Consider the following 14736-nt stretch of genomic DNA (forward strand, 5'->3'; position numbering starts at 1 on the left):
GTTGGTAGTTGTATCGTCATAGAGCACCATATCGTGCTCTTTTATTTCCTCGGACATGTTAGGTGCGCTAATAGCGGGAGGTTCTAAGAAAACAGTGAAGCTTAAGATACATCAGAAAATATTGATTGGCCTTCTTGTGCCAATATTAATAACGGCAGCGTGTATTTTTTATCAGTTGAAGAGCTTTACGTCCGCCTACCAAATGATTCATCTTATAGAATCATCTGATGACATCAATATAATCCTTCTTGAAATACGTCGGCATGAAAAAAATATTCTACTATTTAATGAAAAAATGAGTGAGTCCATGTTTTATGAAAATCTTGAAGTACTGAAAAGAAAGATCAGGGAAATTAAAGTGGAGATAATAAATAACATTGGTGAGAGCACTTATAAAACACTCCTTATTAATCTCTCTGATTATGAGAATAAGATAAACTTTATCATTTCAAACAGGTCTCACGCAGGCTCAGATTATGATATGCAAGTAAGAGAGATACGGGTTATTGCACGCGCAATTGAGGAACCTTTTGTTAAGATTAAGCGTACAGAGCGCAAAAATATAGACGAGGAGTTTACTAAGATAAAAACATCTTTTATAACCTCATTTGTTATCCTTATAATAGCATTGTCGGGAATTGGATATCTGTTTTCAAAAAGACTGCTACAGGGGCTTAAAGCAATGCAGAGATCCTTTGAAAAGCTTGGCAAAGGGCAGTACTCAAAGATTTTTAACGTTGATGGCCCCTATGAGATTCTCTCGCTCATTGATGTTTATAACAGCACGATAAGACAGGTTGAGACGTCAAAGAAGCAACTTAACAACACTCTTAAGGAACTTGAGCTTGTAAACTCAGAGATACTTAAAAAACAAGACATTTTAGTTGAAGTTAAAAAGGCTGCAGCTATGAAACTCCTTGCCTCTGAGATTTCTCATGAAATAAACAATCCCATGTCGTCTTTAAACATGATGCTTGGACTCCTTTATGAGGAACTAAATGAAAATGACCCTAAAAAAGAAAATGTCTCCTTTATGCTGGGAGAGCTACAAAGATGTAACCTTATAATAGAAAAACTGACAGCTTTTGCAAAAAAAGAACAACTTAACCTCAGGGATGTAAGTCTTAAAGAGATTATTTATGAGGTCAGCGAAATAGTCAGTAAGCAGAACGTCGAAAAGGGCATAACTTTAACACTAAACATAGATGCTCTTCCTTTGGAGGTTACTGCCGATAACCTGTTAATTCAAAACGCTCTGATAAATCTTCTATCGAACGCTTATGAGGCGATACCTGCTGGAGGTGTGGTTGAAGTTACCGGGCAGATTTCATCGGATTATGCTATAATTTTAGTGTCTGATACAGGTGAGGGGATTTCAGAAGAGAATCTTTCCCGCATATTTGAGCCATTTTTTACGACAAAGGAACAAAGCGGTGGTATTGGCATAGGGCTGTCGTTAGTAAGGAAAATAATTCAACGTCACGGAGGTAAGATTACCGTAAACAGCACCCTCGGCAAGGGAGCAGTCTTTGCGGTACATCTGCCTTTAAAAAACAAATGATAAAAATACTTATAGTAGATGACGAAATAGGTATATGCAGATCACTTGAGGTGCTTTTAGTAAAGGAGGGACATGAGGTCGTTTCATGCAACACCGCTGCTTGTGCGCTTACGGCTGCTGCGGAAAAGGATTATAATGTTGCTTTTGTTGACTTAAAGCTGCCTGATATGGATGGACTTGATCTTATCAAGCACATCAAAGCGCTGCACGCATCCACTCAGATAATTGTAATAACCGGCTTTGCCGCAATAGAGACTGCTGTAACCGCCATTAAAAATGGCGCTTATGACTATCTGACAAAACCACTGTCTCTGGATAAAGTAAGAATAACGTTAAGGCGTGCTCTGGAGAAAATCACTATGGCTGCTGAGATAAACTATCTGAGAGCCGAGCTAAATCAATCATTTGGCTTTGAAAACATAATCGGTAACAGTAAAAAAATAACAGACGTGTTTCAGATAATAAAACAAACTGCTGGCTCTGACAGTAATGTGCTTATAACAGGAGAGTCTGGTACGGGTAAAGAGCTGGTAGCCAGAGCCGTTCATTACAAGTCTCATAGGAAAAATGAGCGCTTTGTGGCGGTCAACTGTAGTGCAATATCAAGTGAACTTACTGAGTCTGAGTTTTTTGGTTACGTAAAGGGAGCGTTTACCGGCGCTGTCAAAGATAAAACCGGATTTTTAGAACATGCCGGAGGCGGCTCCCTTTTTCTTGATGAAATAGGAGATACTCGTCCTGATTTTCAGGTTAAACTCCTCAGAGCTATTCAGCAGGGTGAGTTTAACAGGGTTGGAAGTCCTAGAGCAGAAAGAGTTAATGTCCGATTCATAGCGGCTACTAACAGAGATCTCACAAAGGCAATGAGTGAGGGAACTTTCAGGGAGGACTTGTTTTACAGGCTTAATGTTATCTCCATACATTTGCCACCTCTTAGGGAAAGACGTGAGGATATACCCCTGCTGTCACGGCATTTTCTACAAAAATACTCGCCAAAGAGAAAAGGTGCCACTATTACCGGTTTTACACAGGATGCTGTTTTGGCGCTCATGAGTTATGATTTCCCTGGAAATATCAGAGAACTGGAAAACGCTATCGAGTACGCCATATCCTTTGCCAGTGGCAGCGAGATAACAATAAATGACCTTCCCCTGAAAATTCAATCAAATAAACCAAAGCGGTCGGCTCTTACAATAGATAAACCTCTTAAAACAGCTGTTGATAATTACGAAAAACTAATAATAACATCAGCCCTGAAACAGTGCTCAGGGAATATATCTCAGACTGCCAGATTGTTAAGCATACACAGACAAAGCCTCCAACAAAAAATCAAAGATTTCTCAATTAATTTAAACAACCTGAAAGACTCATGAAAATACTCGTTCCACTTGACGGTAGCACTACTGACCATTTGGCGCTAACAACAGCCGTGCATCTTTCCAAAAAACTCCGTTACTACGTAATGGCAATGTTTGTTAACATCGCCGGTGAGTACTCACCGGAGTTGACCCGCTATGGCAGCATAAAGGCTATGGTTGACACTGAACTGCAAAAGAAGGGACAGACGGTATTAGACAGTGCATTTTCAACAGGAAAGACCCTGGGGTGCCAAATAGAGGGTATAATTTCCTACGGGGTGGCTGACACTGAAATTGTTGACTATGTTAATGAACACGGAGTGGTTAAGTTAGTTGTAATGGGAGGACCATCGTCTGAGATTGGCGTTGAGATATGTAAGAACATTATAATAGGCTTAAGAGTGCCGGTTTTCATAGTAAATAAAGAAACAGAAATAAAAAACATCCTTGTTGCCGTAAATAACTCTGAATCTTCACGGAGAGCTGCCGCATATGCCGCTCTTTTATCTGCTAAAACCAGCGCTGATATTACACTTATTAATGTGATACCTAATACGGCCACAATCCTTATGAACTACGGCTACTTCAGTGAAGCACCATCTATGGAAAAACGGATAGCTCAGTTGGAACAGTACTTTTCAGATCGTGCAAGTGGAACGCTGTCGGCAACCCTCAAGGGCATAAACGTGCCGGCACAATGTATTATAAGGGAGGGAGATGCTCCTTATGAATTAATACGTGCCGCTTCAGAGTTTGATCTTCTGGTCTTAGGGGTGTCAAATTCCTCAGAAACATATAAAATGGGCAATGTATCTTCTAAAATTCTAAGGAACAAGCAAGTCAACATTCTCTGTGTGCAGTGATTTCTTGCATGCAAGAGAAATCAGTATCGTACAATAAACCCCCATATTAAAACCTGTAAGTCACTATTTTTCAAAGATTATAGTTTACTCAGTACCACAATTGGTGCAAGAAACCACTGCAGCCGTCATTTCCAAAAAAGATGAGACATATAATCGTAACTCACAGATAAATAAGCATAAAATAATATGGCACGGTCTTTGATATATATAAGTTAGTAAGGTTAACAAACAAATGGCTTTGAAAAAATAAAAACATACGTTAGATGAAGGAGGTGAACAAAATGGAAAATTTAATTAACTGGCTCACAGCACTTAATAAGACTAACCACGTATGGTTTGGTGTCGCAACTGTGGTAATAATGTCTGGTCTTGGTGCGCTGATAGGGTCGTCAATTGAGGTGTTTTTTAAAGTGTTGGGGATAAAATCTAACAAGATTGAAATTCATCACTAAATCATAGTGAAAAATTAAAACGGAGGATTTGTAAGATGGAAATATATTTACCTATAGCCGGAGTAGAGATAATGGCATGGCAGTTGGTTTTGATAGGATTGACGGTGGGCGTAATAGGAGGATTTTTTGGAGTTGGAGGCGCTTTTATGGTAACACCGGCACTGAATGTGTTTGGTTTTCCTATGGCTTATGCAATAGGCACGGATATGGCCCATATGGCGGGTAAGTCTATAGTGGCCACGATAAAACACAGAAAACTGGGCAACGTTGATATGAAACTGGGTCTTATAATGGTTATATTTACGGCAATCGGAATAGAGTGCGGAGCCTCGTTAATTATGTACCTTGAAAAAATAGGGAGGATTGGGCCTGTTGTAAGAATAGTGTACATGTTTTTACTTTTTGGCCTCGGCTCGTACATGCTCCATGAGTACTTTAAACTTACCAAAGGCATTAGTGGCTCGCAAGAGGTAAAAGATGCCGGCATATCAGGGATTGCACAAAAGCTTCACACACTAAAACTCAGACCTATGATTCATCTTAAGGAATCCGGCATAACAGTATCTTTGTGGGCAATCGGAGGCGTTGCAATATTTACCGGCTTTTTGGCAGGTTTTTTGGGAGTGGGCGGCGGCTTCATAAGAATGCCCTCCCTTATTTACATTCTGGGTTGCCCGACTACCATAGCAGTTGGCACAGACCTTTTTGAAGTTATGATTTCAGGAGCTTACGGGGCATTTTCGTATGCAGTCAAAGGGCGTGTGGAAATCGTAGCGGCAATCGTAATGCTTCTGGGAGCGGCAATAGGGGCACAGTTTGGTACCCTTGCAACTAAATACGTTAAGGGCTTAGTAATCAGGTTATACTTTGCCATCACAATGCTTCTGGCCGGAGTGTCGGTTATATTTAAGCACATAGCTTCAAGTTATAAATTCACATACGAGGGACTGCTCAATAAGTGGATAAAAGTTCAGACCGGCTTAACAGACAAGGCCGCTATAAAAGACTGGGCTGTGATGAATAAGGCAGCGGTGAAATCATGGGTAGCATCACAAAGTGATGTCATTCAAAGCGCCTATATCCTTGATAAGACATGGAATAATTACTCAGGGTATCTAATGCTCGGTTCAGCGTGTGCTCTCAGTCTTCTTATCATAATTAAAATGGTTCAGGGCATAAGGATGGAAAAGGCTGCTGAGAGAGCAGCATCGGCAACAATCGCTTAAGTGTGGATTATAGAAACTAAAAAAAATTAAAATTAAAGGAGAAATACAATGAATAAGACAACAGCAATAGTTTATCCGGGAATGCCATACAGACACTCGATACTTTACGGAGCACAAAGGGCAGCAGAGTTAAAGACAAGTTTCACAGTAGCTGGAATTATCCCTGAACTTTCGTTATCAGAACTGACCGCTCTTCACATATATGAATTTGCAACTGCTGGCAGCGTGACAAACAAGATGGAGGCTGAGGCAAGAGAATTTTTTGAAACTGTGAAGGAGTTTTGCAGCAAAGAAGGTATTGTGGCAAATTTCTGTATGTACAGAGGCGGCATTGAAGACGTGGTTGATTTCATAAGAAACACTGAAAAGGAGGTTTCACTACTTATAGTTCCCACACCCACAAAGAGTATAAATCAGATTGTATCTCCCTCCAGTGCGGAAAGGAGAGTTCACTACTCATCGGAACCTGTATCAACCGGCTGTCCGTTAGTGCTTGTTCTTGACAGATAAAAAAAGGGAATGAGGCAACCCTTTGAAATTGTTGTAGCTGCCGGCAAAAACTGCCGGCAGTTTTTTTTTGTGTTTTTATTGTACAATTATTGTGTTGGGACTAAAGAATATATGAATTTTAAGTAAAACGAAAGTGACTCTTAAACTCTGGCAAAGGGTTGTAATAAACATGGTCTTCCCCGTGTTATTTGCATTTGTTCTTATCACACTTGAGCTTAAAAAAGTTGATGATTTATACAAGAAATTTGAGGTAATAGAGGCAATAGACGATGCCGGTATCGTAGTGCTTGAGCTTAGGAGACATGAAAAAAATGTTCTTATTTTTAACCGGGAAAAAGAACACTTAAGGCTCTTTCACGATAATATCAAAAGCCTTAAAAGAAAACTCAGGGAACTAGACATTGATATATCAGCAACACTTGGCAAAGAGACCAAAGAGGCGCTGACAGCCGTTGTTAATAAATATGAAGAGGATTTTCACTTAGCCATAGAAAACATCAATGAAAGGTCACTCCTTGTAGAACAGATTAGACCTCTGGGCAGAGAAATAGAGCATTTACTGAAAAATAATGAGTTATCCTTTAAATTAAGACGTTTTGAAAAAAACTTTATAATTTACCGTGATGAGAGTGACGCCAAAGAGGTACAAATAATTTCTGAAAGGCTGATAAACAATCAACTGCAGCCCGACGTTGCCACTCTCGTAAAGCAATACAGAAGTACTTTTAACAAAATTGTGGATAATTTTAACAAACAGGATGAGATATTACATGAAATGAGAGTAAATGCAAGAAAAATTGAAAAAATCATTTTAGATCTGTCATTCCGCCAAAGAAATTATATGAACTTGTTGCTTAAAAACGGTAAAATTCCGTTTTTTGTAACCTTTTTAGCTTTACTTGTAAGTACTGTTTTTATAGGATATTTATTTTCTTACGGATTTCTAAGAACATTAGACAACATGCAACGTACACTTTCAAAAGTAAAAGACAGCAGATTTAGCTACATCTTAGTAAAGGATGTTACACCCGAGCTGGGGCCCTTTATTGAGACCTATAATCAGGTGATTGGGAGTATAAACTATAATGTTGACAGAGCAGAAGGACTGGTGGAAAGAGGCGATGCCAAATTACAGCAGATTGATACCATATTAAAAAAAATAAACCGGATATTGCCTGCTGCTGAGAAGTTCAAGCACTATAGAATAAACCCCTACAAGGTGAAAGTAAACGAAAGTGGCATCTTAAGAAAAGTTGAAAGAGTTACAAGGCATACAAAATTAAAAATAAATACAAGATTGCGGGGAATTCTCTGAATTTCTTATAGTACAAGGGCTGTATTAACCCTGCTCTCCTGCTATTTGTAGAAACTCCCTGATGTATTGGTCAGTGATCGAATCGTCATATAGCGCAAGATCGAGTTGTTTTGAGAAGACAGTGAGTTTTCCGAGGGTCTCAAGTTTTTTCTCTAAGTCTTGCTTGTTGTACTTAGACATGAAAGCATTTACGACATCGCCGCTTATACGCACGTTGAAATCTAATTTTTTGAGTATCGTATTGAGAAGTCTGACCCGCCGGAGTCTCCTGTCGGCAATTGAGCCGCCGCCTTTGAAAAAAAAGGAGACATAGTTGTCGTTTACGTTATCACCGCAATATGCCTCCACGGTAGAAAGGTGATACCCAAGACGTAAGGCGAAGTTCATGTACTCACATGAAATTATCGCAAAACTTTTTTCTGCTGTGTTTTTTATATCATTATCCGAAAGTGCCGCAGTATGGGCAATGGCGCCCAGAAACCCGACCATGTCAAATGCCCTTGGCTCAGGCCATTTTATTGACCTCAGGCCGTGTAGGTATGCGTTAAAAGGCAGTGAGTTTACCTGTTGTATAGTAATGCGTTTTGAGTCGTTATGCTCAATAGCTCCGCCTAAGTCCATCAGGTGAACCTGCATAGGAATCCCGGCGGAGAGCATATGTAAGTGAACGTCTGAGGCAGATATTGCCGTTATGTCAAAAAGCTCCCTCATAGCCATTTCATGGCAGAACCGCGTTATATCGTGCAGTGTCTTACAGTTTTGAGCAGTGAATGAAGTGTCATAAGGGTTTATGAGATTAAGGGGTGAAATAAATTTCAAAACACTCTCCAGTATTTTAAAAATGCGCATTTCAGTTAATGGCTCTATTCGTTTCTGGGCAAATTCCTCAAGCTCTGTTACGTGTCCGGCATAAATATTGCAATTTATGGCATCTACCGTTATCTCCATTCCGTCCTCTATATCAGCCGTAGCGGTACGTGCATCGAGGATGGCCGGCACCTTGTACTCTCTTGCCAATGTTGCCATGTGTCCTGTGGCAGAGCCCACGTCTGTCACTATGGCTGATATACGGTTCATTATAACTACGTACGCAGGTGAGGTGTGTTTTGCTACAACAATTGCGCCATCAGGCACCTTAGCAAGGTCTTCGTTTTTTCTTACGATAAAAGCTTTCCCGAAACCTATCCCTTTATATGCGGCCACTCCTTTATGTGTGATAAGCGTGTAGCTTTTTATATTTGTGGGTACGGCTTTTGTGGGTTTTCTGGATATTATAGCCAGGGGCCTTGACTGTAAAATAAAAATCCTGTCGTTGTTATCGACTGCCCACTCTATGTCCTGAGGCGACCCAAAATGCTCCTCAAGGGTAACGGCATATTGGGAAAGCATTTTTACCAGCGAATCACTAAGGCACGGGATATCGTAGCTTGTTCCCTCGATGGTTACTTTACCTTCGGATGAAAACACATAGGTTTCAGGTGACACCGTGCCGTCTGCTACAGTGTCTCCAAGGCCTTTTACGGCGTTTATTATAATCCGTCTGCCAGTCGGTTCATTGGGCTCCTGACCCATAGGGTCCCTGGAGTACATTACGCCTCCAGCCTTAGCGTCCACCATCACAAACACTCCGACAGGCATGATCATATCGTGCCGCCGGAAACCCTTTGTCTTGAAATAAAAGAGCGCTTGTGGGTTAAACTGGCTAGCCACTACGTGTTTATATTTTTCGAGGATATTTTCAAAAGCTACATTTAAAAAAGTCGAGTACTGGCCGGCAAAGCTGAATTCGCCATCCTCCCCTATTGCGCTGCTCCGTACGGAGACGTTAACATCTTTGTCTGCCTGTCTGTTCAGTCCGTCACAAGCTTTTTTAATCTCATTTTGTATATCTTTTGGTATGTTGCCTTTTAAGATAATGTCTTTTATCTCACTGCTCATAGAATTAAGCGCCTCTATATCGTTAACTGGCACAGAGGTGAGCCTTTCGCCTATTAGCTTCAGAAAATCGTTATGCTCCATAAACACTTTAAAAGCATAAGCGGTAATTGAAAATCCATCCGGAGTTGGCAGTGATAGTTTGCTTCTTATCTCACCAAGATTGGCAACTTTTGAGCCGGTTATATCGGCCATTTCCTTTGTGATTTCCTCTAAGGGCAGTACGTAGCTGCTTTTTACGATATGTCTTTGACCGGTAATCACGCTGTTTATGTCAATGCTTATCGTGTCAAGTCTTTCGTTAAGCGCAGCATATTTGTTTTTAGAAATGTTGTTTAGATGTTTAATAAGATCGCATAGAGTTTCTGTGATGTTGTTTACACTGGTCTCAATATATCTTCTGTCAAAGAGAAACTCGCCTGAAAGCTTTTCCGACATGTCGGCCATAAGTTCCAGCGCTCTGTTATTACATGCAAGGAGAGATTTAAAGCTTTTGTATTTTTTTGCAAAAACGCTCTCACTTTGCCCTGCGGTCTTTTGGCCGCTGAGGCTGAACTCGTCTTTTCCCTTTTTACTGAAAATCTTTGAAATATACTGAAACAATTTCCTTCTCACCTCTCATGGTATATTATGATTTCGATTATAGAGTACCATTTAGAATGATAATGCGTCTATACACATGTCGAGAGTTTGATCTATTTCCCACTTTTTCAGCACCGCTTATAAACATAAACTTGTTACAAACTTGTAACATTTCCTTAATATGTTTGACTTTTTATGTTTTTTCTGGTATACTATAAGTGAGGTGATTGTTATGCCAGTATTTTTGTGAATATCTTAGGTGTTTTCAAAAATTCTCAAAAAATTCTTTAAAATCAAATTGTTAGTGTAGGTGTCTCCAATAAAACATCCCTTTTAAGATTTAACCGGGTAAGCTATTAACATATATAGTACGGGGGAAAGGCAATGATTCAATCTTTTGGCGGCAGCAGAGCAAGCGAGTTTTTCATTTTAGACTTTTTACAGAAAATTCCTCAGCAGGCATTAGATCCCACGCGCGCAGAGGAGGCACTATGTGAGGATATACGTGACTTTACAGCCTCTGAAGTTGCTGCTATCGTGCTCCATAAAGAAGATGGTGAGATATCAAGCGTAACACTAATGCCATCAAACAGACAAGAATTACTAAGCGGTACACAGTTAGAAAAAGTAATTCAGGTATCGTCACACACCGCCAGTGTAAAAATGTGGACACATCCGGCGCAGGATGTGATATTTAGCGAGGTTTCTATCTCTCCGGATATTTTTAACATACTTTCAATGCCGCTGTTTTCAGGTTTGACAAGGATTGGCACACTATTGCTTATAAACATTGCAATTGATTCAGACACTGTAACTTTGGATCCATTGCTGCAAACAATGGACATGATTGGAAAAGTAATAGGGCTTGTTCTAAAGAATGCGTACTTTCATAAAGAGACACAAGAGCAATCAAAGCTATCAAAGTTTATGTCAGAGATAGTAATTATTTTAGCCTCTGGTACCTCATCATTAACGGCATTGCTCCAAAAAACTGTGGAGGCTATAGTCAGCTATACGGGTGTGTATCTGGCTAGCATTTGGACTATAGATGAGATGGAAAATATACTGGAACTACAGGCCAGCGCGGGATTGCACACACATGTTGACGAGGGCCAGCGAATTCCGCTTTGTAAAGATACAATAGGTCTTATTGCCATGGAATCCATGCCCCACATTACCAACTCGCCACAAACAGATCCATTATTTAGCGCCAGTGAGTGGGTTAAACGGGATGACATGAAGGCTTTTGCAGGATACCCATTATTAATAGAAGGCAGAGTTGCAGGTGTTTTAGCTGTATTTTCAAAAAACATTTTAACCAAATTTACTATTGACGCACTTGCCACCGTATCGTATAGCATTGCCATAGCAATTAAAAATATACAGATTGAGAAATTGCGTGTTCAGGCAAAGGAAGAGGCTGAGATAGCAAAAGAAGAAGCTGACAGAGTAAAGGAAGAGGCATTAGCAGCAAAGGACGTGGCTGACAGAGTAAAGGAAGAGGCACTATTAGCAAAAGACGTGGCTGACAGAGTAAAAGAAGAAGCCTTATTAGCAAAGGAAGAAGCTGACAGAGTAAAGGAAGAGGCCTTGGCAGCAAAGGACGTGGCCGACAGAGTAAAAGAAGAGGCATTATTAGCAAAGGAAGAAGCTGACAGAGTAAAGGAAGAGGCATTAGCAGCAAAAGAAGAGGCTGAGAAAGCAAAGGCAGTGGCTGCTACAGCAATGGTAGAGGTAGAGAGGGCAAAGGAAGAGGCTGAGAAGGCAAGGAAAGAAGCTGACAGGGCAAACAAATCTAAAAGCGATTTCCTGTCAAATATGAGTCACGAAATCAGAACCCCCATGAATGCCATAATAGGGATGACGGATATTGTTCTGGAAAGATTAACGGATGAGAAACAAAAGGAATATCTAACGATAGTAAAGGACTCCGCTAACTCTTTATTATCTATAATCAACGGGATACTTGATATTATGAAAATTGAATCGGGTAAATTTGAGCTCGAAAACGTTGATTTTTACGTCAAATCAGTAGTTGTTTCCACTATTGATATGTTTGTAATTAATGCCCAAAGAAAAGGAATAATTCTTAATTACTATATATCCGTCAATGTACCCGGTGTGTTAAAAGGCGATCCAAACAGACTTCGGCAGATACTAATCAATTTGATGGGTAATGCTTTGAAATTTACAGCTAAGGGTTCGATTGATGTTAGTCTGAATGTTTTAGATGAACAAACTCAAAATAATACAGTGACTCTTATTTTTTCAATAAAGGATACCGGAATAGGAATCGCAGCCGACAGAAAAGAAGAGATATTTCAGAGATTCACTCAGGCAGACAGTTCCACAACCAGGGACTACGGTGGAACTGGACTTGGGCTCACCATAAATAAGGAGATTGTTAGTCTTATGGGCGGTCGCTTGTGGGTAGAAAGCGAGGTTGGCAAAGGAAGCACTTTTTACTTTACCGTTATTATGCAGAAAACTGATAAAAAATATATATCTACCGTTGAACAAGGCCATGATCAAAATCTACATAATTTAACAAAGCCAAGGCGCAAATTCAGAGTATTGGTTGCAGAGGATATAGAGGAAAATATTCTTTTGTTAAATATTCGTCTCCAGGAATATGGGCACACAGTTATTGTAGCCAGGAACGGTCTGGAGGCAGTGGAGCGGTTCAAAACGAATGCGATTGATGTTATTCTTATGGATGTCCAAATGCCTGTAATGGACGGGTTAGAGGCTACACGCCAAATCCGTCAACTCGAATCCACCATAGGTGGCCGTATTACGATTATTGCCTTGACTGCCAGTGTTATGAGGGAGGAAAAAGCATCCTATATAAGGAAAGGAGTAGATGCTGTAGTAGAGAAGCCGGTTGACATAGAGAACCTTTTGTCAACAATTGAGCTTACGGTCAGAGAGGGTATAGGAGAGGTTAACACTGAACTGATTGCTGAAAAAGAGGCAGCGTCAGAAGGTATGCTGTTAATTGACGGCGTAGATGTTCAAAAAGGCTTGAGTGTTTGGAAAGATGCTGAAACGTATAAGAAAGCTTTAACAGGTTTTTCACGCAAGTATGGTAATGCGGCAGATAAAATATTATCTTTAATTGAAAATAATGACATTGATGGAGCCTACAGGATAGTACATTCTTTAGATGGAGTGTCAGGGAATTTATCAATGACACATGTGTTTAAGATTGCAAGAGAGCTGTCACATTCGCTACAGAAACAAAATCTTGACATTGCCAGGATACACGTGGGTCAACTCAAAGAGCTTATAAGGACAGTAGTTGACTCAATAAACAGCATAGAGGTACGGAAAGCTGATGAGTCGCTTAATGTCAACAAGACAGAGTTGGATATTCCTGCATTAAAAGGAATTATTCTCAGGTTGGTAGAATCTTGCGAAGGGGACGATCCGGATGAAGCTGAGCTAATCTTATCTGAATTGCATAGAGTTATAAGTGTGGAACAAGAAGAGTCAATACTAAAGTTTATAGATGACCTCGACTTTGACGGAGCAAAAGACGAGGCAATAAAACTATCAATATCTTTAGGAATATACGTGGAGGAGTAAAATGACAGAAATTAAATGGAGTGTGTTAATCGTTGATGATGAGGCCGCTGATAGACAAACCATTAGGCAGATATTGAAAGATAGATATAAACTATTTTTTGCTATAGATGGTTTAAGTGCTTTGGATAAAGCCGCAAAGGTCAAACCCGATATAATTCTGTTAGACATTAAGATGCCGGAAATTGACGGATTTGAGACTTGCCGCCGCTTGAAGGCTGACTCTTTGACTCATAGCATTCCGGTTATATTTATTAGCGTTCTTACAGATATTACAGACAAGGTTAACGCTTTTAAAAATGGGGGGGTGGATTATATTACTAAACCCTTTCAAGAAGAGGAGGTTATCTCCCGTATTGAGAATCACCTTAGAATATATCATTTGCAAAGATCGTTAGAAGAAAAAAATATTCATTTAGAAAAAACTCAAAAGGAGCTTAACATCCTTAACGAACTTCTTACTAAATATAACGATAAACTGGAGGATATGGTCAAAGACAGGACGAAAAAACTTGACGATACAAATACCCAACTCTCTGCTTCACTGAAGGAAAAGGATATACTCATAAAAGAAGTACACCACCGTGTAAGAAACAATCTGCAAATAATCTCAAGTATGCTTCACCTCGGGTTTGCAAATATAACCGACCCTGAGTCTATTGACGTATTTAGAAGCAGTTACTCCAGAGTAAAGGTATTAGCCATCATACACGAAAAGCTTTGTGAGAGCAAGGACTTCTCCTCAGTAAATATTGTTGATTTCATAGATACTCTTTTTACTGAACTTATATCTGCCTATGAATATAAATATAAGCCTACTTTAACTGTAAATACAAACAGGGATTCACTTGGAATCAATCTGATGATTATATGTGGACTTATTCTAAACGAATTAATATCTAATTCTTTAAGATATGCCCTTACAAAAGACAAACAAGGCGATATCATAATTACCTTCAACAAAGGTGATGACGGGCAGTATGTACTAATCCTAAGCGATAACGGCATGGGATTTTTAGAAGTTAAATTAGATGCAAGTAGGTACTCCGGTCTGCAAATTGTAAAAGACCTTGTATATAACAAATTAAAAGGCGATATGAAGATAAAGAATAATAATGGAACCACTGTTACAATAACGTTTAGGAAACCAATAGAAGAAACCACAATGTAATATAACGTCCCATAGTGTAAAATGTTACAATATTTATAGCCGGTTGGCAAGTGTGGAACAAGAAGAGTCAATACTAAAGTTTATAGATGACCTCGACTTTGACGGAGCAAAAGGTGCAACTATAAAATTAGCAATATCTTTAGGAATAGACGTGGAGGAGTAGAATGTCTGAAACTAA

At 39.7% G+C, this 14736-nt stretch carries 10 protein-coding genes; 9 read left to right on the forward strand and 1 reads right to left on the reverse strand.

The features are described 5' to 3' along the window. Nucleotides 1–94 precede the first annotated feature (94 nt). The 7 genes from HQK88_08555 (at nucleotide 95) to HQK88_08585 (ending at nucleotide 7285) form a co-directional block, all read left to right on the forward strand. Nucleotides 95–1561 (forward strand): HAMP domain-containing histidine kinase, encoded by a 1467-nt coding sequence (locus tag HQK88_08555; protein MBF0616852.1) that lies wholly within the window; start codon nucleotides 95–97, stop codon nucleotides 1559–1561. Beyond that, nucleotides 1558–2934, forward strand: coding sequence for a sigma-54-dependent Fis family transcriptional regulator (locus HQK88_08560; protein MBF0616853.1), 1377 nt, complete (start codon nucleotides 1558–1560; stop codon nucleotides 2932–2934). Before HQK88_08555 ends, HQK88_08560 begins: the two co-directional genes overlap by 4 nt. Beyond that, complete coding sequence (locus HQK88_08565; protein ID MBF0616854.1) at nucleotides 2931–3782, forward strand: universal stress protein; 852 nt, start codon at nucleotides 2931–2933, stop codon at nucleotides 3780–3782. Before HQK88_08560 ends, HQK88_08565 begins: the two co-directional genes overlap by 4 nt. Nucleotides 3783–4063: 281 nt before the next feature. Continuing rightward, on the forward strand, nucleotides 4064–4234 hold the full coding sequence (locus HQK88_08570; protein ID MBF0616855.1) for a hypothetical protein: 171 nt from the start codon (nucleotides 4064–4066) through the stop codon (nucleotides 4232–4234). A gap of 26 nt (nucleotides 4235–4260) precedes the next feature. Then, on the forward strand, nucleotides 4261–5460 hold the full coding sequence (locus tag HQK88_08575; GenBank protein ID MBF0616856.1) for a sulfite exporter TauE/SafE family protein: 1200 nt from the start codon (nucleotides 4261–4263) through the stop codon (nucleotides 5458–5460). A gap of 48 nt (nucleotides 5461–5508) precedes the next feature. Beyond that, entirely contained in the window at nucleotides 5509–5970 is a 462-nt protein-coding gene (locus tag HQK88_08580) for a hypothetical protein (protein MBF0616857.1), read from the forward strand. 181 nt (nucleotides 5971–6151) lie between these two features. Continuing rightward, the gene (locus HQK88_08585) at nucleotides 6152–7285 is read left to right on the forward strand and encodes a hypothetical protein (protein MBF0616858.1); all 1134 of its coding nucleotides are present in this window, start codon (nucleotides 6152–6154) and stop codon (nucleotides 7283–7285) included. A gap of 24 nt (nucleotides 7286–7309) precedes the next feature. Here HQK88_08585 and HQK88_08590 read toward each other — a convergent pair whose 3' ends face one another. Further along, nucleotides 7310–9823 carry a hypothetical protein gene (locus tag HQK88_08590; GenBank protein ID MBF0616859.1) on the reverse strand — a complete coding sequence of 838 codons (2514 nt, stop codon included), beginning with the start codon at nucleotides 9821–9823 and terminating at the stop codon, nucleotides 7310–7312. A gap of 363 nt (nucleotides 9824–10186) precedes the next feature. On the opposite strand from HQK88_08590, the gene HQK88_08595 reads away from it, so the two are divergent. Together HQK88_08595 and HQK88_08600 are read left to right on the forward strand one after the other, a co-directional pair. After that, nucleotides 10187–13390 (forward strand): response regulator, encoded by a 3204-nt coding sequence (locus HQK88_08595; GenBank protein ID MBF0616860.1) that lies wholly within the window; start codon nucleotides 10187–10189, stop codon nucleotides 13388–13390. Between the two features lies 1 nt (nucleotide 13391). Beyond that, the gene (locus HQK88_08600) at nucleotides 13392–14558 is read left to right on the forward strand and encodes a response regulator (GenBank protein MBF0616861.1); all 1167 of its coding nucleotides are present in this window, start codon (nucleotides 13392–13394) and stop codon (nucleotides 14556–14558) included. The last annotated feature ends 178 nt before the right edge of the window (nucleotides 14559–14736 follow it).

It is taken from the genome of Nitrospirota bacterium (assembly GCA_015233895.1).
Lineage (GTDB): Bacteria > Nitrospirota > Thermodesulfovibrionia > Thermodesulfovibrionales > Magnetobacteriaceae > Magnetomonas.